Raw genomic sequence first — 24,610 nt, 5'->3', positions numbered from 1 at the left:
GTTACTGTAGCATCTTAGCCAAATAACCAAAGCCGTTTTTCCCTGTTATTTTTGATTTCAATAATCAAGTATAAATATAATATTCAAATATAAAAATAGGAAAATCCTTTTAGTAGAAAAAATAATACAGCTATGTCTGTTTAGAATAAGGGCCTGTAATTTACTGTTATTGTGTTGTTTAGGCTTATTTGAGGCGTTTTCTCAAAAAATTGGCAATTCTGGAAGTACAAAAGTGGATTTTTCCGTGTAATCAGAAAAAACGATAATCGAGTTAGTGTTTATCTACCGATTTTAAAATCATTAAGCTTAGGGCATTGGTTTTGTACCCAGAGATGTTATTCTGCAGCATTACCACAGATTGATCATAGAACAAGGGTACAACTGGGGCCTCATCCATTACCATCTGATCCATTTTACGATATAACTCAAACCGCTTTTCATTATTGCTCTCGTAATAACTCTGCTCAAAAAGCTGGTCGAAATCTTTATTGTAAAAAGCGGTATAGTTAGGCCCGAAGGGGACTTTATTTTTTGAATAAAACATAGAGAGAAAATTTTCTCCATCAGCGTAGTCGGCTAGCCATGATGCGCGGAAAAAATTAACATGGTTTTTCGAAATCAGGTCGCGTAAACTCGAACTCGGACTAACATCAACTTTAACTTTCATGCCAATTGCAGCCAGTTCTCCCTGAATAAACTCAATCAGATCTTTATAGGTAGTAGTGGTATTCAGTGTAATTTCAGGCAGGCCTTTGCCATCCTGATAACCGGATTCTGAAAGTAATTTCGCGGCTAACTTAGGGTTGTAATGATATCCTTTAACCCGTATACTATCAAAACCTGGCATCCCTTTTGGCACATAACCAGAATTTGCCGGAATGCCGATGCCATTTCGCAGGTATTTGATTAATTTCTCCTTATCAATGGCATAGTTAATGGCCTGTCTGATCTTTCTTAGCTTTAAAGGAGAGTTTTTAACAATCGCTAAGTTGGTGTCGATGAGGATTCCAACATATTCTGTACAGAGATAAGGACTTTTGATCAGTTGAAATTTGCCCTTATATTTTGCAGTCATTTTGCCGCTTTTGGTCAGGATATCATCACGATAGCTTCCATCAACATTATAATAGAAATCAAGGTCTTTTTTAAGGAAACTCATAAATCCACTTTGCTTATCGGTAATAAAAGTAGCTTTAACGGCATCTAAATAAGGGAGAGGGCTTCCTTTCTTATCCTTTTCGAAATAATGTTCGTTTTTAAGGAGGACCAAAATTTCACCTTCTTTCCAGTATTTGAATTTAAATGGTCCGGTTCCAACCGGGTGGCTTCTGAAATCTTTTCCATAATGTTCTACCACCTCTTTAGGCACAACAGAGCAATATTGGGTGGTAAGTAAACTCATAAAAGGTGGAAAAGGACGCAGTAGCTGAATTCTGAAAGTAGAATCGTTCAGTGCAATAAAGCTTGATTTACCCTCCACTTTGTCACTGAAAATCCAGCCGCCTGATGAGGCTACTTTTGGATCGATTAAACGATAAAAACTATAGGCAAAATCACTTGCAATAACTTTTCTACCCTTGCCCTGGGTAAAAATCGGATCATCCTGAAAGCGTACATCACTCCGGAGGTGAAAAGTATATTGAAGGGCATCTTCAGAAACTTCCCAGCTTTTGGCAATACAGGGTGCAGCCTGAAGGTTGGCATCTACCTGAACCAGTCCGTTGAAAATTTGGTTTGTCATCCAGATGGCATTTTGGTTACGTGCAAAAGCCGGATCCATTGAGGTTAACCCCTGATCGAGGTTGATATTAAATACCTTTTTGGTTTCATCAGATGTATTTTCCCGACAGGAAAAACAAAATACAGAACATAAAAACCAAAATATATACTTAAATGAGCCTCGCATGAATGAAGGAATGTTATTTTTGCACAAAATAATAAATTTAATGCAGATGTCTTTTTTAAACGATTTATTTATCGGCCTTGATGCCACTAAACAGGAAGAATTACAAGAACGTTTAGATTTGGTTGAACACAAGATTAAGTTTATGGACAAGGTTCCGGTGGCTTGCCTTGGAGTTGATAATACATCGGGATATTTATTAGCGGAGGAAATAGCCCTTGCCGGAGGAATGATTGAGGCGGATCCTTTGAGTGCTGTATTTATTATTTATTACCAACCGGGGAAAACATTAACCGATCTTATGCGTGAAGTGCCCGCAGTATTAAATGCAAATTGGCAGGCCGTACAAAATAATAGGATCATTTTGTTAAATGATGATGTTGAGCGGGTGCGTAATGCTGAGAATGCTGTGGCATTGATTGAAGATATCGCTGAAATGCTTCACCCTGGTTCATTTATATTTGGCCATGAGGGTGATAAGTGGATTAGGTTTGGTGTTTAGCAGTCCGCAAATATTTTAAATTAAATGGATTGGGGATGAAACAAAGCGCAGGTTTACTGCTTTTCAGGTTAATCAATGAACAGCTGGAGTTTTTCCTTGTTCATCCCGGAGGGCCTTTTTTTGCCAGGAAAGAGGAAGGTTTCTGGACCATTCCAAAAGGAGAGTTGGATGAGGGCGAGAACCCTTTACATGCAGCAATCCGTGAATTTGAAGAAGAAACAGGATTTAAGCCTCAGGGACAGTTTATCGAGCTTGCCCCTATAACACAGAAGGGTGGCAAAAAGGTAATGTGCTGGGCCCTGCAAGGCGATGCCAATCCAGAGCATTTAAAAAGTAACCTTTTCGAAATGGAATGGCCCCCTCGCTCGGGTAAAATGAAAACTTTTCCAGAAATAGACCGTGCAGCCTGGTTCAGTTATGAAGAGGCTGCAAGGTACATCAATGAGAAACAGATTCCTTTTTTGTTAGAAATTATGCAGAAGACTAAGCTGAAAGAGTAAAGTTAGTAGCAAGTATTTAGTATCAAGTATCAAGACGGGTGCGCGCGTTCTTTCGCTTTATTGAGCCATTTAAACATCGGTCTTCTGGCCCCTGACTTTCCGACTTTCTTCCAATTCTGGTTTTTTATTAAGGAGTCAATGTTAGCAAGCGCAGTTTTAAACTTTTAACTTCATTAGTAGCAAGTATTTAGTATCAAGTATCAAGACGGGTGCCTGCGTTCTTTCGCTTTATTGAGCCATTTAAACATCAGTCTTCTTACCCCTGACTTTCCGACTTTCTTCCAATTCCGGTTTTTATTAAGGAGTCAATGTTAGCAAGCGCAGTTTTCAACTTTCAACTTTATACTTTTAACTTCATTAGTAGCAAGTATTTAGTATCAAGTATCAAGACGGGGGCCTGCATTCTTTCGCTTTATTAAGCGATTTAAACATCGGTATTCTGGCCCCTGACTTTCCTGACTGCCCCTCAAAACATCAAACCAGGATAAATTCTAAGAAATACCTGAGCACCAACAGGATTTTTACCATATAAATTATTCAGGGCAGAATTGGTTTTATAGTAGGTTATCTGTCCGCCGAGAGCTGTGCGGATTTTCTTGAGCTGGAAAAGGTCGTAATTAATCCCTAAAGTAACAGCGTTCACCCCAAAGAGATGTTGGTGGTAAACGCTTTCATCGAGATTGAGCTCTTCTGCAGACTTTTGCACCCACTCATATCGCGTATACAATGATAATTTTTGATTCCGGTAAGCAGCTTCTAATAGTGCTGCATTTTCCCCTTCATGACCTTTGGTTTTGTTCAGTCCCCAAAGTGCTGTAGCATTGATGTTTTTTTCTGCACCTAATGGACGTGCATATATGGCAGAAACTATTGTTCTGTTTACATTTTCTCCCACGTGCATAGCCTCAGGGCTTTTGATCCAGCCCTGGGATACTTGCAGCGCCCAGTTTTTATTGGGATTGAATGAAAGTCTGGCACTAAAAGAATCAAAACGGGGTTTATCAAAATCAAAACGGTTTTCGTCGGGTTCTCTTCCGGTAAAGGATGAGGCTTCTATTTTAAATTTATCGTATCTGTAACCTATAGTGGCTACGCCAAAAGTAATGTGAGTTCCATCGTTCCAGTGATGTGAAATCGGGGCATCTGGATTAGAGAGAGCAGAAGGGCGATGCATAAAAGCAACCGATCCAAGGGCAGGCTCTCCAGGATAGCCAAGATATAAGGACAGGTCGGATTTTTTTGAAAAAGAATAGGTGTAACCTACAGATAGTTCGGAGAACAAATCATGTGGATGCTGCTTATCAACAAGGGGTTGTCCTTTCCAACTTTCGCCTGTTTGAAACAAAAGTGGATAACCAGCGCCACCTTCCGTTAAGCGATCCAAAGAAAGCATTGAGCTAAAGTGAAAAAGTCCTTTTTTGCCAACTTTCCGTTGTCCCATAAACATAAACCAGTTAGGTGCATCAAATTTGTCGCCACCTCTGCTTCCCTGGTCTCTAATGTCTTGCCTGGTATAACGTAGAGCAATATTTCCATGTAGCATGTACATCCATTTTTTAGAATGAAACATTAATCCGTACATGGGGGAAGCATCGGGAAGCCAGGAAGTCCCGGAACCATTTCGTTGCATAGGGAGATTTAGTGAATAAGCATGGCTCATGGGTACATCTGACGGCATTGCATTCATGTTATGCATGGTATGATCCGTAATTTTGCTAATGGTATCAGTAGTCTTTTTCAAACTATCCTTTTTTCCTTGCTGGTGCGTTTCGTGCTGTGCAAAGGTAGAATAACTAATGCCGAGCAATAAGAGGGAAAGAATTTCAGGTTTTAATTTCATGTCATTATCATTTGTGTAATGCAAAATTAATCTGAGCGATTTTAGAACAGTTATATGATTTTAAGAATGATTTATATAATTCTAAGTGTTTAGCTATCACCTCATAAATAAAAAAAATAAATAATATTTGTTTCGTACGAAATTTATCGTACCTTTAATCTATGAAGAAGAATGAAGCTGCAAACAGCCTTCCGGAGCCGACAAAGGCAGAACTTGAAATATTACAGGTGCTTTGGGAGTTCGGCCCCTCAACAGTTCGTTTTGTAAACGATAAGCTGAACGAGAACAGGGAGGTTAACTATACCTCTACACTTAAGCAGATGCAGATACTTACAGAAAAGGGAATATTAAAACGTGATGAAAGCCAAATGAAGCACATTTATATTCCTGTGGAAGCTGAAGAAAAGACGAAAGACCAGTTGCTGGATCGTTTTGTGAATACACTTTACAAGGGTTCGGCATCTAAGCTGATGATGCAGTTGCTGGGGAATGAAAAAACATCAAAGGCAGAGATTGAGGAAATTAAGCGATTGCTGGATGGGATGTAATTATTGAATGATTGAATGATTGGATGAGGGAATGATTGGATGAGGGAATGACGGAATTTTGAATCGGTTTTAAAATGCTAAAATAGCTTGAAATGGAATTTAAATGGATTGGTTTTTTGCCTGAGAATTGGCTGAATGCTTTGGGGAATACCCTGTTTCATTCTTTGTGGTTAGGGATATTACTGGCACTGATCAGTGGTTTAGTAATGTTTTTGACCAGAAAATCAGCGGCTGTGTTCAGGTATAATTTGCTGGTTGTCTGCTTGCTGCTGTTTGTATTTGCTACTGCATTTGTTTTTTATAAGCAAATGCAATGGCCAGGGAAGGCTAAAGTATATTCATCTGTGATCGTGGATCGGCAGTTTACAAAAGCCTCTGGTACCACCCAGGATATATTAACGCAGAGTGAGATCAACCTAAAAGATGTTTTGGAGCGGATTTTTAGTTTCTGGCAGCATTATTCCGGTCAAATCGTATTCATCTGGTTCCTCATCATCTGTTTCAAAAGCCTTCAATTGCTTGCAGGGTTAAGGGGAATTTATCAGTTACGGTATTTTGATACTTATGATGCAGGTAAACATTGGGAAGAAAAACTGAATAAGCTGGCTATGCAGCTTGAAGTTTTTCAAAAGGTGAGGATTTTGCAATCAGGCCTTGCAACGATGCCTATGGTATTGGGTCATTTTAAACCCTTGGTACTGGTGCCTTTGGGTTTGCTTAATGGGTTATCAGGTAGAGAGGTAGAGGCAATACTTGCCCATGAACTTGCGCATGTAAAACGTAGGGATTATTTAGTGAATATTTTACAAAGTTTTATAGAAATCATATTCTTCTTTAATCCTGCAGTGATGTGGGTATCTCATTTAATTAAAACCGAAAGGGAGCACTGTTGTGATGATTTGGCCGTCGCCTGTGTTCAGGATCGAAAGGACTATGTTAAAGCCCTAGTTTTTTGTCAGGAATTTAAGTTGAGTGCACCTGCTTATGTTATGGCAATAAATGGAAAAAAAGGTAATCTGCTGAGCAGGGCAAGCAGAATGTTATTCAATACAAACTCAACATTAAACAAAATGGAAAAGACAATATTAAGCCTGGCACTGGTGTCTGTTGTAGTATGCACCGCGGCATTTAAGAATGATAGGAAGGCCGTTGCGCGAGTCCACTCTCCAATAACTACCTATGAGCATGTTGTACAAGATACGACCAGAAAAGCCAAAGCAGTAAAGAAAGCTAAGCAGGCAGCTGTAAAAAACAGCGATGAGGAGATCAAATCTGAGCATCTTGAAAAGGAAATTGCCAAAAAGGTAGCACAGGCAGAAGAAGAACAACTGGAAAACAGCAAAAAACTGGAAAAACAGATTAAAACGAAAGTTGACGATCAAGGGTTGCAGGAAGCGCACAGGAAAAAATACTTGGAGGCGCAAAAGCAATATCTCGCAGATCAAAAGCAGTATGCTGCTGATCAGAAAAAATATGCTGAAGATCAGAGACGTTATGTGATAGATGTGTTACAACAGGAGCAGGAAAGGCAGAAAATCAAAGCGCCCAAGGCACCTAAAGCACCTAAAACACCTCCCGCTCCGCCTTTAGCGCCTGCACCCAGGTTAAAACATGCTCCAAAATCAGTGCCGCCTAAAGCGCCGGCAGCTCCTCCTACACCTCCAAAGTATGGAACACCAGCTCCTCCTCCGGCGCCACCATTGCCACCAAAGAATAATGCCAATATCAATATTAAAGCTGGTACGGATGTAAATGTGAATGCCAGCACTGATTTGACTATCAAAACAGGTGTTGAAAGAAAAGTAACGGCCAAAACTGTAACCAATGGTGATGGAAAAGATTATACAGATGAGATTAATCAGGAGTTGTTAAAAGATGGTTTAGTCTCTTCTCTTCAAAATTTATCTTATAAACTGAATAAAAACGAATTGATTGTTAATAACCAGAAAGTCGAAAATAGCTTACATCAGAAATATAAAACCAGATTTCTTAAAAGTAATGGACATTCGCTGATGTATAACTACGTGATATCTTCCCGCTAAGTTTAATAAAATTAAATCCTTTTAATGATGTGGCCTGTAATGTAGCAGCAGTTTCATTGCCTGTAGCACTGAGCCGGCCAGGATTTTGGTCACATTATTAAAGGGAGTTAGTAGCAATATTTTGCTGGCTTCAGGAAAATACTGCTTTTATCCTAAGCGACTGTTTTTAATATTGTATCCAAAAAAGGATAATGATATAACTTCCTAATTCAGCTGAACACTTTTTCTAAATTCAAGTGGTTTTAAACCAGTCTGTTTCTTAAAAAGCCTGGTAAAGTAAGAGCTATTCTCAAAACCCAATTGATAGGCAATTTCTGATACATTTTGTTCTGCGTTTCGAAGAAGATTTTTGGCTTCAGAGATTAGGGAAAGATGAATGAGCTCCAGGGCTGTTTTTCCTGTTTCCTGCTTGAGTAAATCTGTTAAGTACCTTGGAGAAATGTATAATTGCTCTGCTAAATAATTAACCGAGGGTAATCCTATTTCCTGTAACCTTCCATTTTTGATATAAGCCTGAAGTACATGTTCGAATTTGGTGATGGTTTTACCCGACAGTTCTGTACGGTTTATGAATTGGCGTTTGTAAAATCTTTGAGAATACATTAAGATAGAAGCTACATGGCCAAGCATAATCTCACGGCTATACTCGTCCTGATTATTGTTGTATTCCATTTTGATTTTATCCAATAATTCCCAAATGGTAGTTTCTTCTTTTGGTGAGAGGTGTAAAGCCTCATTTACTTCATAATCAAAGAATCCATATTTTTGGATAATGTTAAAAAGTTCGTGCCCGGAAAGGTAATCTTCATGGATGAAAATCATGAAACCTGCTTCTTCAAATTCCAGTCCGCGAAGCTCTATAATCTGACGGGGTTTCATGAAGTACATGGAACCATTAGCATTATCATAAGGTGTACGTCCATACATGATAACTCCCGACTTCATTCGTTTTAAGGCGATTACATAAGCATCGGTGGTAAATTCACGATCGCCTAATGTACATGAGCTTTGGCAGCCAATGAAACTAAAGAGCGGATTTTCTGGCGCTTCCCAGCCATTGGCACGGTGAAGTTCACTCAATGTTTTATAATGATTCATTAGGTAAATTTAGTTAATCTTCTGTTATTAGTATTAAGAATCAAGTATCAGGTATCAAGTATTAAGCATCAAGTATCAAGTATCAAGAACTTGGGATCATAATGTGTGGTAATTTAATCTCTAATGAAATCGGATTCGGCAGCTATCCAATATCCTGCCGATCCGATTCTCTCTATCGCAATTTAACCGTGTGCTGCAATGCTTACTTCCTTCCAATCGGTTATATCCTTTAAGCGCTGAGCATAAATTTGTTCCATAGCATGGAAAGCAATTTTGCCCAATAACAACCTTAGCGGAGGATTTTCACTATCTACTACCTGCAAGATAGGTGCAACTGTGGCTTGTGGATTGCCCCAAATATCAGGATTCTCACCAGTCTCGGCAAAGGCTTTACGAACCGGGGCATAATCTTCAATATCCGAACTGGTTTGTGTTGCAGATGCGCCTGCCCAGTCTGTAGCATAACCATTGGGCTCTATCAATGTTGCCTTAATTCCAAGATGCGCCACCTCTGAAGCGATGGTTTCAATAAGCCCTTCGACTGCAAATTTCGAGGCGTTGTATAATCCCAGTAATGGGAGGGTCGTTAAACCCAGAAAGCTTGAAATCTGGATGATGTGCCCGCTTTTTTGCTTACGGAATAGGGGGAGAACTGCCTGAGTTACCCAAAGCGAGCCAAAAAAATTGGTCTCCATTTGTTGCCTTGCCTCCGCTTCACTGGTTTCTTCTGTTGTTCCAAATAAACCAAAGCCTGCATTATTAATCAGTACATCAATGCTGCCGAAGTGTTTATCAATTTTGGCTACTGTCTCCAGTACTTCTTCACGGTTGGTAACATCTAACTTTAATGGTAATATGTTTTGGCCATAGGTTTCTACCAGATCTTGCAAGCTTTCTGTATTTCTTGCTGTTGCGGCTACTTTATCGCCACGTTTTAAAAATGCTTCAGCCCATAATTTACCGAAACCTTTAGAAGCTCCTGTAATAAAAATAATCTTGCTCATAATATTGTGTTTTAAAAAATATCGATTTGATAGCTCAAAGTTATGCTCCTGCACTAAAGAGAAATAGCCCATATGAGCGGAAGAATAGCACAGAATTACGGAGATAGAAGCAGAGATAAAGCAAGATTGTTTGCCAGAAATTAGTAATATGAAAAAGCCCAAACCACTGTGTGATTCAGGCCTGCTGATTACATCGTAATATTAAGTAAACTCCTCTAAACCTTAACCACAATTTTCCCAACGGTTCTTCCGCTTTCCTGTTGTAAGTGGGCTTCCCTCATTTGCTCAAAAGAAAAAACCTGGGCGATATGCGTTTTGATAATCCCTTTCTCTAAAAGTGAAGCAATTTGTTTCATATCCTCTCCGTTAGATTGAACTAAAACAAAATAACCCTTTACACCTTTGGCACTGGCATTTTCGGTAAGTTCATCATTTAATCCGGAAGGGATGCTGATGACCGTTCCACCAGCTTTAGTTATGCGGATAGATTGTTCGAAATTATCTCCCCCAATGGCATCCAATACAAAATCATATTCATCCACCTGCGCGTCCCAGTTATAGTTTTGGTAATCAATATGATGATCAGCACCCAGATTCATCACAAAATCTTTATTCTTCGCAGAAGAGGTTCCGGTTACCTGCGCACCAAGATGTTTCGCTATTTGTACGGCGAAATGCCCCACACCACCAGATGCCGCATGAATAAGAACTTTTTGGCCGGGTTGTACCTGAGCATTTTTTACCAATACCTGCCAGGCCGTTAATGCCACCAGGGTAGCTGCTGCAGCCGCTTCGTGCGTAATGTTTTTGGGTTTTAGTGCCAATTGATTAGCTGGTGCTGTTACATATTCTGCGTAAGCTTTGCCGTGCCCGGGAAAGTTAACCATTCCAAAAACTTCATCGCCAATCTTAAAAATGTCACTTTCACTTGCTGTTACAACGCCAGAAATGTCCCATCCTAAGATTATGGGTTTTTCATCTTTAATTCGGCCGTGAAAGCCCTTTCCCTGACGGCTTTTCACATCTACAGGATTAATACTAATGGCTTTTGTTTTTACCAGTACTTCACCAGGCTGAAGGTTTGGAATCTCTGTTTCCATATAAACTAATTCCTCAACACCACCTGGTGCATTTAATTTAATAGCTTTCATTTTTCTGAACTTTAATGGTTGATTTGATAAACCAAAATTAGATCAGTCCTGATAAAACAAATAATCCTTTTGAGCTAAAGAATAACACAGATCAGCGAAAAAATTATTTTATTTAAAGGAACAATAAATAAAAAGGCAGTTTCCATTATGAAAACTGCCTTATCAACGCATATGTTGGGCCGATTTATTAATTTATTTTTTCTTCGTCGGCAACTGCTTCCTGCCAGGTTTGCCACATGCTAACACCAGCTGCATAACCGCTGTAGCCTGGGTTTTGGCTCAATTGGGCACCGCCATTTGAATTGATCGCTGTTTGTGGAATAGGCCAGTTAATATTTTTTGGTGCAATGGTATACGATCGGTTTCTAACAGTTACCTTTCCTTTATTGTAAAAATCACTGTAATGCTGAATTCGCTGATACCAATAGCTATTTTGGAATAAATTATCTACCGAATAGGTGTTGCCCCACTCATCACTTTTACCACTCAAAGCCAGGCAGTAAGATACCCTGCTAAGCTCGGTGAAACGCCATTCCTCCATATTCAGTTCGCGTGCTCTTTCATTCATAATATCGCCTAAGGTTACACTTGCATAAAGCTGGGTACACTGTGCCCGTCTTCTGATGATGTTAACATCTTCGGTAGCACCTGCAATATCACCTTTGTAAAATTTAGCTTCAGCACGTAAAAGATAGGTTTCAGCAAGACGATAAAAATATAAATCTCCGGCACCTCCGCGATGGTTGGCTTCATTTACGTTTTGGGTTTCAGTAATGTCTTCAATGTAATACTTATAGTGTGGCCATTCGAAATAATTCCGGATTGTATCATTACATAAAAGCACACCTGCTGCATTTCTCAGCCGAACATTCTGCCCAAACCAGGCTGTGCTGGTAGGATCATTGTATTTTAGTGATTCAACTGTTGCCCAGTTTCCTACGGCAGTGCTGTGGCGAAGATCTCCGGCATCATTTTGTCCATTTACGTACCATACAGATTTCTGTGCGAAATAAGTAGGACGAATATGAGCAATACCTCTTCCTAGCGCATGGGTATAATCATATTGTGCACGATAACTTCCGTTAGAGGTTGCAAAATACCTAACCGCTTGTTTGCCATCAGGAGCAGTAGTACCAGTTCCGTCTAAAAATGGGAGCCAGTTTCTCATGCTGTTCATTTTGATACCCATATCCGTATTGTTGCGGTTAATCATTACCAGAATGTTTTCTTTGTTCGTGGTAATGGCTTTGTTCTCAGGGCGATGAAGATCCCAGATTACATTGCGGGTAACAGGCCATGTGGTTGAATAAGGACTAACGAATGATCCAAAGTTTGCAGTCATTAAAGCATAACCAGAACTGTTAATCAAAAGATCGGCCTGTTGTATGGCTTTGTCATACTGGCCTGTTGCTAAATAACATTTGATTAAGAGTTGACGGCAGGCCCCTTTATTAACTAATCCCACTAAACTGGTTTGGGCCTGATCCGGAACCCATTGTACAGCCTGTTCCATATTTGCAGTAATCATTTGAAGAATTGCTTCCCGTTTAGTGGTTTTGTAGTTCAATTTTGGCGATTCGAGAATCTTGGTAACTAAGGGAACATCCTTAAACTCAAAACACAGGGCCATATACCTGAATGAACGATGAAAAAGTGCTCTTCCACGATATTGGTTCTTGATATTTTCATCTAAACCTTCAACATTGCCAATGTAACTCAGGATGGTATTGGCATATTTAATCCCGTTATAAGTTTCATCCCAGAAATAACGCACGCGCTCGGGCATATCGGTAGGGGTAAGGCGGGTAGCAATATCGGCGAAGATGTTTCCGTCATCAGTTTTACTGGCCACGGCAACATCAGAAAACATGTACTCGGTACTGATGGGAAGACTCAGATCCGTATATTCGAAATAAGTCCAGTAAGAGCGCAAATGCCTGTCGCAGATGGCCATTGCAGCATCAAGACCGCTTCGGGTAGAAAAGGTTTTCCCTGGTTCATATAACGATAGGGGATCGGGTTCTAAAAATGATCGTTTACATCCCGAAAAGGCTAATGATAAACTTGCTAGCAGCAAAAAGCACTTAAATACTTTGCCGGCTAATATATTGTTGTTGTGATTGCTTTTCATTTTACTGTGCTTTAAAACGTTACATTTAATCCGAAGGTATATATGCGTGGAGCCAATGCGCCAGTCTCTAACGATTGATCTGTAGAGCCTCTTTCTATATCCCAGAAATTCCAGTTTTTATCTTTTTTCCATACCGCTAAGTTTCTAACCGTAGCATAAAACTTTAACCTTTCAATGCCCACTTTTGAGGTGAGTTTAGCTGGTACGGTATAACCAAGGGTTACATTTTCTAAGCGGATGAAAGAGCGATCGTAAAGTAATCCAGGCGAATTTACCCCGGCAGGTCCTTTGGCATCTAATCTTGCAAAAGTATTGCTCGGATTTTCTAAGGTCCAGTACTCTTTGGCATAAGTGTTGGCCAGATTACTTACCAGAGAAGTACCATTATCCTGGTTAAGGTAAGCACCACTTAAGCTTTTTGATCCCCAGTAAGAATAAACGTTGAAAGAGAAATTGAAATTTTTATAGTTAAAGTCATTTCTTACCGACCACATTGTGGGTGGTGCGGTTTGTCCTAAAAATTCCTTATCGTTATCGTTATAAACCGGAGTAACTGTGCCATTACTGTTAACAATATCATCGGCTGTATAATTGTTGGCTACTTTAGGGTCGCCAGGACGCTGTCCATATCTTGCCGCTTCGGTAGCTTCATTGACTTGCCAGATGCCGGTTACGCGGTAATTCCAGATAGAACTGATGGGCTTTCCTATAAACCAGCCATTTCCGATATCGTCTCTTTCTTTTGTGCCGATAATATTACCCTGTGCATCCAAAACATTATCGTAAACATAATAAAGGTTCTTGATGGTGTTTTTATATTTAGAGAAATTTAAGGTCGTACTCCATTTAAAATTTCCTTCAGCTATGTTTTGCGAGCTGATTGAAATTTCAAAACCTCTATTCTCTACTTTTCCCAGATTGGTGGTGATGCTTCCAAAGCCCGTAAAACCGGGAAGGGTTCTGTTCATAATCATATCTACGGTAGGAGTGACATAATAATCCATGGTTGCAGACAGGCGGTTATTAAATAAACCCAAATCAAGTCCTACGTTAAAAGACTCTGTTTTTTCCCAGTGCAGGTCAGGATTGGCTAATCTTCCTACTGTTAAGTAACGATATTGAATCAGATTTCCACTGGCATCTAAATAACCCATAGTGGCACCTACACCAGCACCCAAATTTGCCAGGGCAATGTATGGGTCTGACAATGAACGGTTTCCATTCTGACCCCATGAAACCCTCAGCTTTCCTGAATTTAAAGGTTTCCAATGAATAAATTTCTCATTGGTAAAGGTCCAGGCAAAGGCTGTAGAGAAGAAGTTTGCCCTTGGATTTGACGATCCGAAAGCTGAATAACCATCTCTGCGGATCGAGGTTGTTAGCATATACCGGTCATCATAGGCATAGAATATTCTTCCCAATAACCCGTCTGCAGTTTCTTTCACGTCATCAGAATCATAACTGCTTTTGTTTTTATCACCATAATAAGTTTCATGGAAACCTAATGCATCACTTGGAAGGATGTTTCTTGCTTCTATCCTGTCTTTCCACGATTGTCTTTTTTCGGCTTCCTGAACGAGTGTAATATTTACGCGGTGTTTCTTCCCAAAAGTATGATCCCAAAACAAGGTATTGTTTAACGACCAATCATAACGCTGGGTTTGTTCACGGTTTACAAGTCCGTTTGTTCCCTTCCAGTCCGGATGGCTGGCAGACTCCCAATACCGGTCGTGAAAATATTGATAACGAGGAGAGTAGTTAAACGAATATTGAATATTGAAAGGCAGTTTTACTTTACTGGTTAATATTGTATTAAATACGGTATAACCTTTATCAAGGTCAAGATAACCCCTGTTGAAATCATAATTATAACCATAGTTATTCACCATTAAATCTCCCATTGGGTGTACCTGTAAATTCCCATTAGCATCCTGGTAACTTGCATATGGGGCATTGAGGGTAATTTGCCTGTTCCAGTCAACAGCTAAATCGCCATCTGTACGGTTTTGGAAGTTTACATTGGCACCAATTTCCAGCCAATCGGTAATTTTTCCTTCTACCTTGATGTTTGATCTTACTGCACTATACTTATTTCCTATAATGGCGCCTTCGTTGGAAAGATAGCCTATAGACATGTAGTAATTGATTTGGTTAGTTGCACCAGAAGCACTGATATTATAATCCTGATTCATTCCTGTTTGGAAGGTGTGGTCGTACCAATCGAAGGTTTGTCCGCTAAGAAAATTATTGAGCACCGTACCCTGCATCAAGAGTCTTTTGGCAAATATTTCGTTATCTGATGCTGTACCATTGGTGCCCGAAGTATAAGCTTTCCATTGGGCAAGCGTAAGGTTGTATTTAGCCAGATTTTCTGGTGTTGGACTGGTGTAATATCCAGGCTGGGTTTTGAAGCTTGACTGATAGGCCTCATAATTACCGGTTGCCGTATTGATGCCATAAGTAGGGGCAGTATACCAGTCCTGGCGATATTGCATATAACCAGCTGCATCAAAAACCGCTCTTTTTGATCCCATTGTGGCCAATCCGAAGTTGGAAGTTAAGTTAATCTTTGGCTTTCCGATCTTTCCTTTTTTAGTGGTAACAATTAAGACACCGTTTGCAGATTTTGCACCATAAACCGAAGATGCAGAAGCATCCTTTAATACATCGATTTGCTCAATATCATCGGGATTAATTTCTGAAAGCTCACCATAAAATATAGTTCCGTCTAAAATAATCAGGGGATCGTTGTGCCCGCCTGCAGTGTAAACAGAACGCTGCCCACGGATCTGGATAGAACCCCCTCCTTTTGCAGAGGGATCAAGCCCTACGGTAACCCCCGGGGTTCCGCGTAAGATATCCTGTGTGGTATTCGGATTTTGATCGGCAATTTTATCGGGTTTAATCTGCGTAATTGCACCGGTTAAATCTTTCTTTTTCATTGTGCCGTAACCGATCACAACCACGTCGCTTAGTGATTGTGCGTTTTCCAGCAATTTAATGTTAAAGTTGATCGTTTTTCCTACTGGGATAATCTGGCTGTCGTATCCAACATAGGAAATCAGAATAGATTCCGACTCACGTACCTGAAGGCTGAATTTTCCTTCGGCATTGGTACTGGTAGCCGCCTTGCTGTTTTGAACTTTCACCACTACTCCAACTAGAGGTGAACCATCTTTGGCATCGGTTACTGTACCGGAAATGGTTTTAATCTGGGCTAAGGCAAGTCCCGGAAGTAAAAGAAAAATAGATAGGGAAGTAGCAAGACAGGCCAAAAAAGCCCTTCTTTTCCCTCCGCTAATAAATAAGTAGCATTGCTTCATAATTGTTCGAGGTTTAATGTCTGGTTAGTTTAAAGGTTCCTGACCTTTTTCTGGTCGTTTTTAATCTCTTATCGCAGTTAACAATTGGAGACAGGGATGGTAGATGAACTTAAGCGTCATCAATAGGTTGGCAGTTATACATCATAGGGATTAGTTTATATTTGGTTATACAAAGAAAGCTTTCGAACAAGATATAGAGGGGGGGTGAATTTGTATTTTATAGGGGGTAAAATTAATAGAAGCAGTTAAATAGAACATTTTTAGGCCTTTTTCAGGAAAAACTGAGTGTCTAAAACAAATCAGCCCAAACAGGCGCTATTTGATTTTAAGGAAAATTTTAAACACATCAATCCGGTTGTTATTTTAATGCAGCGCCACACCGCTGGGTTAAATTACGCGTTACCGCTTAACTGTGATTGTTCTTCCGGTAACCAAATGAAAGGTGTATATTTTGTAGAGGCCGTCATCATCAGTCTCTATGCTTTCCACAATACCGGTTTTACTGAAGGTATCGGTTACCATATCGCCCACTTTAATATCCTGAAGCACATCATTTGGGGTATCTGCATTTAGTCTGATCATTTAACAAAGATAAGATTGTTGTTTAAAACTGCTGAATAGATTGTATGCCTTTGTCTTAAGAAAGCATGCTATCAAACGAAAAAAGGACTATGTCTATTTTAGACAAGTCCTTCAATTTATCTGGTTAGTTGTTTTACGCTGCCATCTTTCGGTTATCAACCGAAATAATTCCGTTTCCTTCAACTGCGAAACAGATCAGACCAATTAATACGGTAACTGAAAACCAAAATTCTGAATAGGGTTTAAAAATATCGTAAGAAAGGTTAATAAAGAAAACTGCACCAATTAATACGGGTAGGTTAAGTAAGCAGAAAAAACGGGTATGCGTACCTAAGGCAATGGCTAATCCCCCTAAAAGGTGAAGACCAATAATTAAGTGAGCCAATATACTAATTGATAAGGCCGTACCCAACATGGCGCCACGCATTAAGCCGTTAAATGCCTCCATATTGCTGGCAAAATCAATCCCTTTCCAAATCAGTACAAGTCCTAACAGTATTCTAAAGTAATCTAGCCATTTGGGGTGGTTGTGATCGCCCCAGTCCTGGATTTTCTTGAGCAGTTTCATGATTTCTATATTTTTGGTTAATTCAATTTACAAAAAATACACTGACTATCAAAATACTGGCTTATTTCTGTAACGCAATGCTAAAAACTGTAAATCTCTCTTTTACAGGTGAAAAACAGCACTTAGTCACTTTTCTCCGTGTTGAGCTTTGATCATTTTTATATCTCAGAACTATCTTTTAAAAAATTTCCAACTATATTGGGGCAAGTTGGTTATTGATATTGATTCCTTTTTTTCTCTCTATGACTAAAAATATTTTTATTGCATCTGCAGAACCCTACACAGGGAAATCAGTAATTGCCTTCGGTATGATTAACATGCTGTTGGCTAAAACCAAAAAAGTAGGTTATTTTAAACCTGTAATCGCACAGGAGGATCCTGATAAAAGGGACGAGCATGTAGAAGCCATGCTGGATTATTTCGCTCTTCCGGTGCCTTATGAAGACGCTTTTGCCTTTACGCGGCAAGAAGTGCTTCATCAATCTGAAGACAGCGGAGTTATTATCAATACGATTATCAGTAAGTATAAGAAGCTGGAAGACAATTACGATTTTACTGTAATAGAGGGGAGCGATTTTTTGGGCGAGGGCAGTGCTTTTGAGTTCGAATCCAATGCTTTAATGGCTAAAAACCTGGGTGCTCCGGTATTAATCGTGGTATCGGGAAAGGGTAAGTCGGCCAGCCAGCTTTTTAAAACAGCCATTAACATTTACCGCAATTTTCTCCTTAGAGATGTTCAGGTGCTGGGGGTTGTGGCCAATATGGTTAACCCGGAAGAGGCCGAGCGCATTAAACAAGCTTTAACCAACCAATTACCAACAGAACTGTTAATTGCTGTAATCCCTGTTGAAAATGGCTTACAAAGCCCTACCATGAAGGAAATTACGACAGCTTTAAATGCTGAAGTATTGTTTGGTGGAGATTTACTGGATAATCAGGTAGATAATTTTGTAACCGGGGCGATGATGTTGCCTAATTTTTTAAGGCACATTAAGGATAACCTGCTTATTGTTACTCCGGGAGATCGCGGCGATATTATTATTGGTTCATTGCAGGCCAATTTATCAGCAAACTACCCTAAAATAGCGGGTATTGTATTAACTGCAGGGAGTTTACCAGATGAGCCTATGATTAAGCTCATAGAAGGTCTACAAACCATTATTCCAATCATTTCGGTTCAAAAAGGAACCTTCGAAACCACTACAACAATAGGTTCCATACACTCCAAAATCACCATAGATAATAAAAAGAAAATTGCCCTGGCGATCGATATTTTTGAGAAACACGTGGATATTAAAGCTTTGGATGATAAGATTATCACTTTTAGCTATCAGGGAATAACCCCGCACATGTTCCAGTACAACCTGGTGAAATGGGCTAAAAGAGATAAAAAACACATCGTTTTACCGGAAGGAAACGATGAACGCATTTTAAAGGCTGTAGAAAAGCTGATTGCACAGGATATTGTAGAGATTACCTTGCTTGGCGATCCCATAGAAATTGGTAACAGTATAAAACGCCTGGGTTTAAACCTCGATCTGAATGCAATCCACATCCATAATCCGGCACTTTCTGAGCATTATGACAATTATGTGGAAACGCTGCACGATTTGCGGAAGGCCAAGAATGTAAACCTCGAGATGGCCAGAGACATGATGACGGATGTTTCCTATTTTGGCACCATGATGGTTTACAAAGGCGATGCAGATGGAATGGTTTCTGGTGCTGTACATACTACACAGCATACCATCAGGCCTGCTTTACAATTTGTAAAAACCCGGCCTGGGGTTTCAGTGGTTTCTTCCATCTTCTTTATGTGCCTGCCCGAGCGTGTGGCAATATTTGGCGATTGTGCAGTAAATCCCAATCCCACAGCACAACAACTGGCAGAAATTGCCATTTCATCTGCAGAAAGCAGTGCAAAATTTGGTATTGAACCACGTATTGCCATGTTGTCGTATTCTTCGGGTACCTCAGGCGAGGGTCAGGATGTAGAACGGGTGAGGGAAGCCACTGCTATAGTGCGCGAACGACATCCTGAATTAAAGATAGAAGGGCCAATACAATATGATGCTGCTGTAGATCCAAAAGTTGCACAGCAAAAAATGCCCGATTCGGAAGTGGCAGGCCGCGCGAGCGTTTTGATCTTTCCCGATTTAAATACCGGGAACAATACCTACAAGGCCGTGCAACGGGAAACAGGAGCATTGGCTATTGGGCCTATGCTGCAAGGCCTGAACAAACCCATAAATGATTTAAGCCGCGGTTGCACCGTTGATGATATTTTTAATACAGTAGTGATTACGGCTATCCAATGCCAAGACATTAAAGCATAACATGAATATTTTAGTTATTAATTCTGGAAGTAGTTCCATCAAATACCAGCTTTTTAAAATGCCTGTAAAATCACCCATTTCGAGCGGACTGGTAGAGCGTATCGGCATTCAGGGATCGTTTATTAAGCATACTGTATTTAAAGGCACCGAAAAAACGGTGATCGAAAAGTCTGCTTTTATAGCCGACCATGCCGAAGGATTAAAGCAGGTTCTGTTACTGTTAAGTGAAGGCGAAAATGCTGTTGTTGCCAGTCCCGATGACATTGCAGCAGTTGGGCATCGGGTTGTGCATGGTGGAGAAAATTTCTCGGGACCAACTTTAATTTCTCAGGAAGTAAAGGAAGAAATCAGGAAACTATTTTCTTTAGCTCCGTTACATAATCCTGTAAATTTAAAATGCATTGAGGTTGCCGAAGAAACATTCAGTAAGGCAAAACAAGTGGCTATCTTCGACACGGCATTTCATCAAACACTTCCTCAACAGGCATTTAGATATGCCATCCCCGAGCGATATTATCGAAATGAAGGCATCAGGGTTTATGGATTTCATGGCACCAGTCATAAATATGTGAGTGAACAGGCCATCGCTTATTTAGACAAAAAAGATGCTAAAATTATCAGCATTCACCTGGGAAACGGCTGTAGCATTACGGCGATAAAAAACGGTAAATCGGTAGATACCAGTATGGGCTTTGGACCTTTAAGTGGTTTGGTTATGGGAACCCGCTCTGGCGATATAGATCCCTCAGTTATTTTCCATTTGATAGAACATTCTGGCTATAGTTTAAGCCAGTTAAGCACACTTTTTAATAAACAATCTGGTTTGCTCGGACTGGGTGGATCGAGCGATATGCGCGATATCAGAAAATTGGTGAGTGAGGGAGATGAAGCGGCTGTTCTGGCAGTGGAACTATATGCATACCGGATTAAAAAGTTTATTGGTGCTTATGCAGCAATACTTAACGGGATTGATGCCATTATTTTTACAGCTGGTGTTGGGGAAAACGACAGGGATATGCGGGCTGCGGTTTGTACAGAACTTGAATATCTGGGAATTGAATTGGATACCGAACAGAACAGTAACTACAGTGGGGGGATAAAGGATATCAGTGGGGCAGATTCAAAAGTAAAAGTTCTCGTGATTCCAACTAACGAAGAGTATGAAATTGCACACCAGTGTTTTAATTTATTGGCTCAGCAACAGTTTTCAGTAGAATAAATTTCATTGCTCATAAGTATACTTGCCTTAAAATGGATATATCGGGATTTGTTGTCTGATTAATAATTCATTTTTTGAAAATATTAGCTAAAATCGCATTGATTGAGTTTGGTTTTTTTTATATAATTACAAAATGAAAACCAAACTATTAATTCTCTCATTGCTGTTTTATTCGGCCGTTCAGGCGCAGACCAGCTTAAATCCCGGCTGGGAATATTTTTTCAAGAATAATCGTGTAGCAGCACGTGATTTTTTTACAAAAGCAGCATTAAAACCCAATTATGCTGATGAAGCAAACATTGCATTGTCCATGCTATCAGAAATGGACAGGCCAGATCAGGAAGGCTTTGCCTACCTGAATAAACTTAATAACAGTTCAAAAAATCCACAACCCTTTCTGGTTGCCGTGTGGAGTGATTTACCCAACAATGCTTCCAGATTAAAAACAGCAGAGCAGCTGGCTTTTTACCAAAAAATTGCCCAGGCAAAAGGTGCTGATGGAACATTAAAAGCGCTGGCACTATCCAGAATAGGTGCCCATTATGAAGAAAAGAAGCAATATGATGAGGCAGATAAATACTACAATCAAATTGGCGAGATAGAAAACTGGTTAATTACCGGTGAATATGAAAATATTTCGACCAGTGGTTTCGATAAAATATATAACGATGTTTTGGAACACCCGGAACTGGAATATGTTTTTACAGGCAAAAGAAATAGAAAGTTTAGCTGGAGGACTGTTCCTTACATCCGACACGATAAATGGTTCGATTTTACTTACTATAACACTTATGAAAATGCATTGCAATTTGCACAAACTTTTGTAAGTGCAGCCGACAATACGGTGGCCCAGTTAAGAATTGGCGTTTCCGGATCGGTAAAGGTATGGGTAAACGATCAATTGTTAATCAGCGAACCCGAAGAACGCAATAATGACATTGATGCCTATATTTCAACAGTTAAATTAAATAAAGGTTATAACCGCATTCTTGTTCAAATTGGCGAAAGCTATGCCGGAAGGTCTAATTTTTTATTGCGCTTAACAGATGCTAACGGAAATCCGATAAGCAATATTACCTCTACAAGCAAACCTCAACCTTATACCAGGGAAACCGGTGGAAAAGTGGATCTGGTAAAACCCATTGAATTTAAATATTTTGAAGAAGCATTAAAAGCAAAACCACAAAGCTATTTAAACCAGTTAATGTTGGCGAAGCTTTATCTTCGATTAGGTAATGTATTTGATGCAAGATTGATTCTTGAGCCTTTAAAAAAGCGTTTTCCTCAAAGTACCTATTTAAATCAGATGATGATTGATTTGTTTGTAAAGGCTGATAACCGGACAGGCATTGAAACGCTCAAGGAAGAAATTAAAACCCATGATCCGGAATCTTCTTTAGCTTTGGAGTTATTATACAGTGAATACTACCAGCAAGCAGACTATGCGCATGCCAGTGAAATTATTTCCAGGTTGGAGAAAAATTATGGTGAAGATTTAAACGTATTACTCAAAAAAATCAATGTACTCAGTCAGGAAAAAAAACAACCTGAAATTATAACGCTTATTGAGCGTGTTTATCCGCTGCATCAAAACTCTCCGGATATTGTTAATTTAAAATATATCATTGAGAATCAAATCAGAAAAAATCCAAATGCAATGGATATCCTGCATAAGTATATCAATGAAAATAATGATTATAAGGCGGTTAAGTACGTGGCAAAAATGCACCTGGATAAAGGAGAAACAGACGCTGGTGTAAATTTATATAAGAAAGAACTGAAAGAAGATCCGATTGGTTTCTCTGTTTATACAGACCTGGCCGGCGTTTACTATGGTCTGGAAAAATATGATGAGGCAGAAAAATTATATTTAAACGTATTGGAAATCGATCCCAACAATGCTTTTGTTTATAGTCAGCTAGGGGTGCTTTATAATGCCAATAAGCAAAAAGAAAAGAGTATCAAGGCATACGAAAAGAGTTTGCAGATTAATCCGAACAATTATGATGTTATTCAGGCATTGAGAACCCTTCAGGAGAAAAAGCCTGTATTTGATTATTTTGAAAAAGCGGATACAAAAGCTTTGATTGCTGCTGCGCCATCTAAAACTGAATATCCGGATGCACAAATTGTGGTATTAAATAATGAAGTACAAAAGGTGGTTTATCAAAATGGTGGTTCTGAAGAAAAACGCTTTTTTACAGCTAAAGTGCTTTCTCAGACTGGTTTAGATAGTTTTAAAGAATATACTATTCCTTATAACAATGATCAGAATCTGAATATTGAAGTTGCAGAGGTAATTAAAGCAAATGGAACAAAAGTTCCTGCGGAAACCAATAACAATGAAGTTGTTTTTACCAATCTTGAGGTTGGTGATGTGGTGAACATCAGGTATAAGCTGGAAAATTTCCATGTTGGTTCAATGTCCAGTCATTTCTGGGATTCTTTCTACTTCAGTGATGGTTTAGATAATTTAAATATCAAATATTCACTATTGGTTCATCGGGATAAAGCCTTTAAATATGTCTTCTCTCAACAGGATATTGCACCTGTAAAGACTGCTAAAGACGAGTTTGATTTATACGTGTGGAGTAAGAACAAACAGGAGGCTTTGCGTTATGAAGATAAAATGCCTCCAATGGACGACGTAACCAATATGCTTTATCTTTCATCTATTCCCGATTGGAAATTTATTTCCGAATGGTATGAAAATATTGCATCGGCAAAAGCCAGAAGCAGTTATGAAATCAAAACCATTGTTAAAGAACTTTTTGCCGGAAAAGGAAATTTAGATCCTTTAACCAAAGTAAAAATGATTTATAACTACATTACAACTAATATTGCCTACAGTTCAGTAACCTTCAGGCAAAGCGGTATAGTACCACAAAATCCAGCTACGGTAATTAATACCAGGATTGGTGACTGTAAAGATGTATCGACACTTTTTGTAACGATGTGTAAAGAAGCAGGTATAAATGCGAGCCTGGCTTTAGCAAATACCAGAGACCGGGGACAAAATACACTCCTCCTTCCAAGTATAGAGTTTAATCACTGCATTGCAAAGGCTACGGTAGAAGGTAAAGATTATTGGGTAGAACTTACTTCCGGAACATTGCCCTTTAATACCTTTAGTAATACTTTTTTAGGATCTAATATTCTCGAAATTAATAAAACCGCTGCAACCTTAACCAAGTTTAATCCAGGCATAAGAGGTAAGAATGTTATGGGCTATAAAACTGAGGTTAAACTGGAAAATGCTGATATGACAGTAAAGGAAATTAACTGGAATACCGGCTCTATGACCAGTTATTTAAGAAGTATTTTCAACGATTTGAGTACTGCCGATCAGATTAAAAAAATGAAAGAGCAATTAACCGGTATTTATTCAGAAAATGAGATTTATAGCCTTAAATTCACCAACTTAGATGCTGCGAAATCTACTTCAGATACAGTAGCAACAGAGAGTGCTTACAAATTGGTTAATGTAAGCAAAAGTGTTGCCGGTATGTCGATATTCTCTATTCCATGGTCGAACAAATCTTATGCTAATGCGCTACAGATTGTTTCACCAAGAAAATTTGGGATAGACCTTACCCAACTTTTTGGGGTGGATGCATCCGATCAGGAATTATCACTCGAACTCCCTGAAGGTAAATCAATGGTTCAGCCTTTTAAAGCGGTTCAGTTGAGCAACGATTTTGTCGATTTTAAAGTTGAAAGCGTACAAAAAGGTAATAAACTGGTTTTAAAACGAAGTTTCTCATTAAAAAAGGATTATGTACCATTAGATAAAATTGAACAGTTTAAAGCCTTTTACAAGGAAATGGCTGAGGCTGATGATCAGCAATTGGCAATGAAATAAG

16 protein-coding genes are annotated in these 24,610 nt (G+C 39.3%); 7 read left to right on the top strand and 9 right to left on the bottom strand.

Annotation, left to right across the window (positions count from 1 at the left end; all coding sequences use genetic code 11):
• Nucleotides 1-271: 271 nt before the first annotated feature.
• Nucleotides 272-1,741, bottom strand: coding sequence for an ABC transporter substrate-binding protein (locus ACQY77_RS08075; RefSeq protein WP_421938486.1), 1,470 nt, complete (start codon nt 1,739-1,741; stop codon nt 272-274).
• A gap of 163 nt (nt 1,742-1,904) precedes the next feature.
• Here ACQY77_RS08075 and ACQY77_RS08070 point away from each other — a divergent pair, with 163 nt between their 5' ends.
• On the top strand, nt 1,905-2,405 hold the full coding sequence (locus tag ACQY77_RS08070; protein WP_421938487.1) for a hypothetical protein: 501 nt from the start codon (nt 1,905-1,907) through the stop codon (nt 2,403-2,405).
• Nucleotides 2,406-2,440: 35 nt separating this feature from the next.
• Nucleotides 2,441-2,905: an NUDIX domain-containing protein gene (locus ACQY77_RS08065; protein WP_421938488.1), complete on the top strand. Its 465-nt coding sequence runs from the start codon at nt 2,441-2,443 to the stop codon at nt 2,903-2,905.
• Nucleotides 2,906-3,371: 466 nt separating this feature from the next.
• On the opposite strand, the gene ACQY77_RS08060 is transcribed toward ACQY77_RS08065, so the two are convergent.
• Entirely contained in the window at nt 3,372-4,745 is a 1,374-nt protein-coding gene (locus ACQY77_RS08060) for a hypothetical protein (RefSeq protein WP_421938489.1), read from the bottom strand.
• Nucleotides 4,746-4,906: 161 nt separating this feature from the next.
• Between ACQY77_RS08060 and ACQY77_RS08055 the strand changes: the two genes are divergently transcribed.
• Together ACQY77_RS08055 and ACQY77_RS08050 are read left to right on the top strand one after the other, a co-directional pair.
• A complete protein-coding gene (locus ACQY77_RS08055; protein WP_421938490.1) occupies nt 4,907-5,293 on the top strand; it encodes a BlaI/MecI/CopY family transcriptional regulator in 387 nt (128 codons plus the stop codon).
• A 92-nt stretch (nt 5,294-5,385) separates the two neighbouring features.
• The gene (locus ACQY77_RS08050) at nt 5,386-7,335 is read left to right on the top strand and encodes a M56 family metallopeptidase (protein ID WP_421938491.1); all 1,950 of its coding nucleotides are present in this window, start codon (nt 5,386-5,388) and stop codon (nt 7,333-7,335) included.
• Between the two features lie 204 nt (nt 7,336-7,539).
• Here ACQY77_RS08050 and ACQY77_RS08045 read toward each other — a convergent pair whose 3' ends face one another.
• The 7 genes from ACQY77_RS08045 to ACQY77_RS08015 all read right to left on the bottom strand — a co-directional run bounded on the left by ACQY77_RS08045 (nt 7,540) and on the right by ACQY77_RS08015 (nt 17,192).
• On the bottom strand, nt 7,540-8,433 hold the full coding sequence (locus ACQY77_RS08045) for a helix-turn-helix domain-containing protein (RefSeq protein ID WP_421938492.1): 894 nt from the start codon (nt 8,431-8,433) through the stop codon (nt 7,540-7,542).
• Between the two features lie 182 nt (nt 8,434-8,615).
• The gene (locus ACQY77_RS08040; RefSeq protein ID WP_421938493.1) at nt 8,616-9,437 is read right to left on the bottom strand and encodes an SDR family NAD(P)-dependent oxidoreductase; all 822 of its coding nucleotides are present in this window, start codon (nt 9,435-9,437) and stop codon (nt 8,616-8,618) included.
• Nucleotides 9,438-9,652: 215 nt separating this feature from the next.
• Complete coding sequence (locus ACQY77_RS08035) at nt 9,653-10,588, bottom strand: NADP-dependent oxidoreductase (RefSeq protein WP_421938494.1); 936 nt, start codon at nt 10,586-10,588, stop codon at nt 9,653-9,655.
• A 187-nt stretch (nt 10,589-10,775) separates the two neighbouring features.
• Nucleotides 10,776-12,719 (bottom strand): RagB/SusD family nutrient uptake outer membrane protein, encoded by a 1,944-nt coding sequence (locus ACQY77_RS08030; RefSeq protein ID WP_421938495.1) that lies wholly within the window; start codon nt 12,717-12,719, stop codon nt 10,776-10,778.
• An 11-nt stretch (nt 12,720-12,730) separates the two neighbouring features.
• Nucleotides 12,731-16,042, bottom strand: a complete 3,312-nt coding sequence (locus ACQY77_RS08025; protein WP_421938496.1) for a SusC/RagA family TonB-linked outer membrane protein — start codon at nt 16,040-16,042, stop codon at nt 12,731-12,733.
• Between the two features lie 399 nt (nt 16,043-16,441).
• Nucleotides 16,442-16,624: a hypothetical protein gene (locus tag ACQY77_RS08020; protein ID WP_421938497.1), complete on the bottom strand. Its 183-nt coding sequence runs from the start codon at nt 16,622-16,624 to the stop codon at nt 16,442-16,444.
• Between the two features lie 133 nt (nt 16,625-16,757).
• Nucleotides 16,758-17,192, bottom strand: a complete 435-nt coding sequence (locus ACQY77_RS08015; protein ID WP_421938498.1) for a DoxX family protein — start codon at nt 17,190-17,192, stop codon at nt 16,758-16,760.
• Nucleotides 17,193-17,434: 242 nt separating this feature from the next.
• Between ACQY77_RS08015 and pta the strand changes: the two genes are divergently transcribed.
• The 3 genes from pta (at nt 17,435) to ACQY77_RS08000 (ending at nt 24,609) form a co-directional block, all read left to right on the top strand.
• Nucleotides 17,435-19,528 carry a phosphate acetyltransferase gene (gene pta, locus ACQY77_RS08010; protein WP_421938499.1) on the top strand — a complete coding sequence of 698 codons (2,094 nt, stop codon included), beginning with the start codon at nt 17,435-17,437 and terminating at the stop codon, nt 19,526-19,528.
• 1 nt (nt 19,529) lies between these two features.
• A complete protein-coding gene (locus tag ACQY77_RS08005) occupies nt 19,530-20,747 on the top strand; it encodes an acetate/propionate family kinase (RefSeq protein ID WP_421938500.1) in 1,218 nt (405 codons plus the stop codon).
• A 133-nt stretch (nt 20,748-20,880) separates the two neighbouring features.
• Nucleotides 20,881-24,609 carry a tetratricopeptide repeat protein gene (locus ACQY77_RS08000; protein WP_421938501.1) on the top strand — a complete coding sequence of 1,243 codons (3,729 nt, stop codon included), beginning with the start codon at nt 20,881-20,883 and terminating at the stop codon, nt 24,607-24,609.
• Nucleotide 24,610 lies beyond the last annotated feature (1 nt).

The sequence above is a fragment of the Pedobacter sp. genome (genome assembly GCF_965279535.1).
Taxonomy (GTDB): domain Bacteria; phylum Bacteroidota; class Bacteroidia; order Sphingobacteriales; family Sphingobacteriaceae; genus Pedobacter.
The sequence above is the reverse complement of the archived record's forward strand: the minus strand, read 5'-3'. Positions and strand labels throughout refer to the sequence as shown.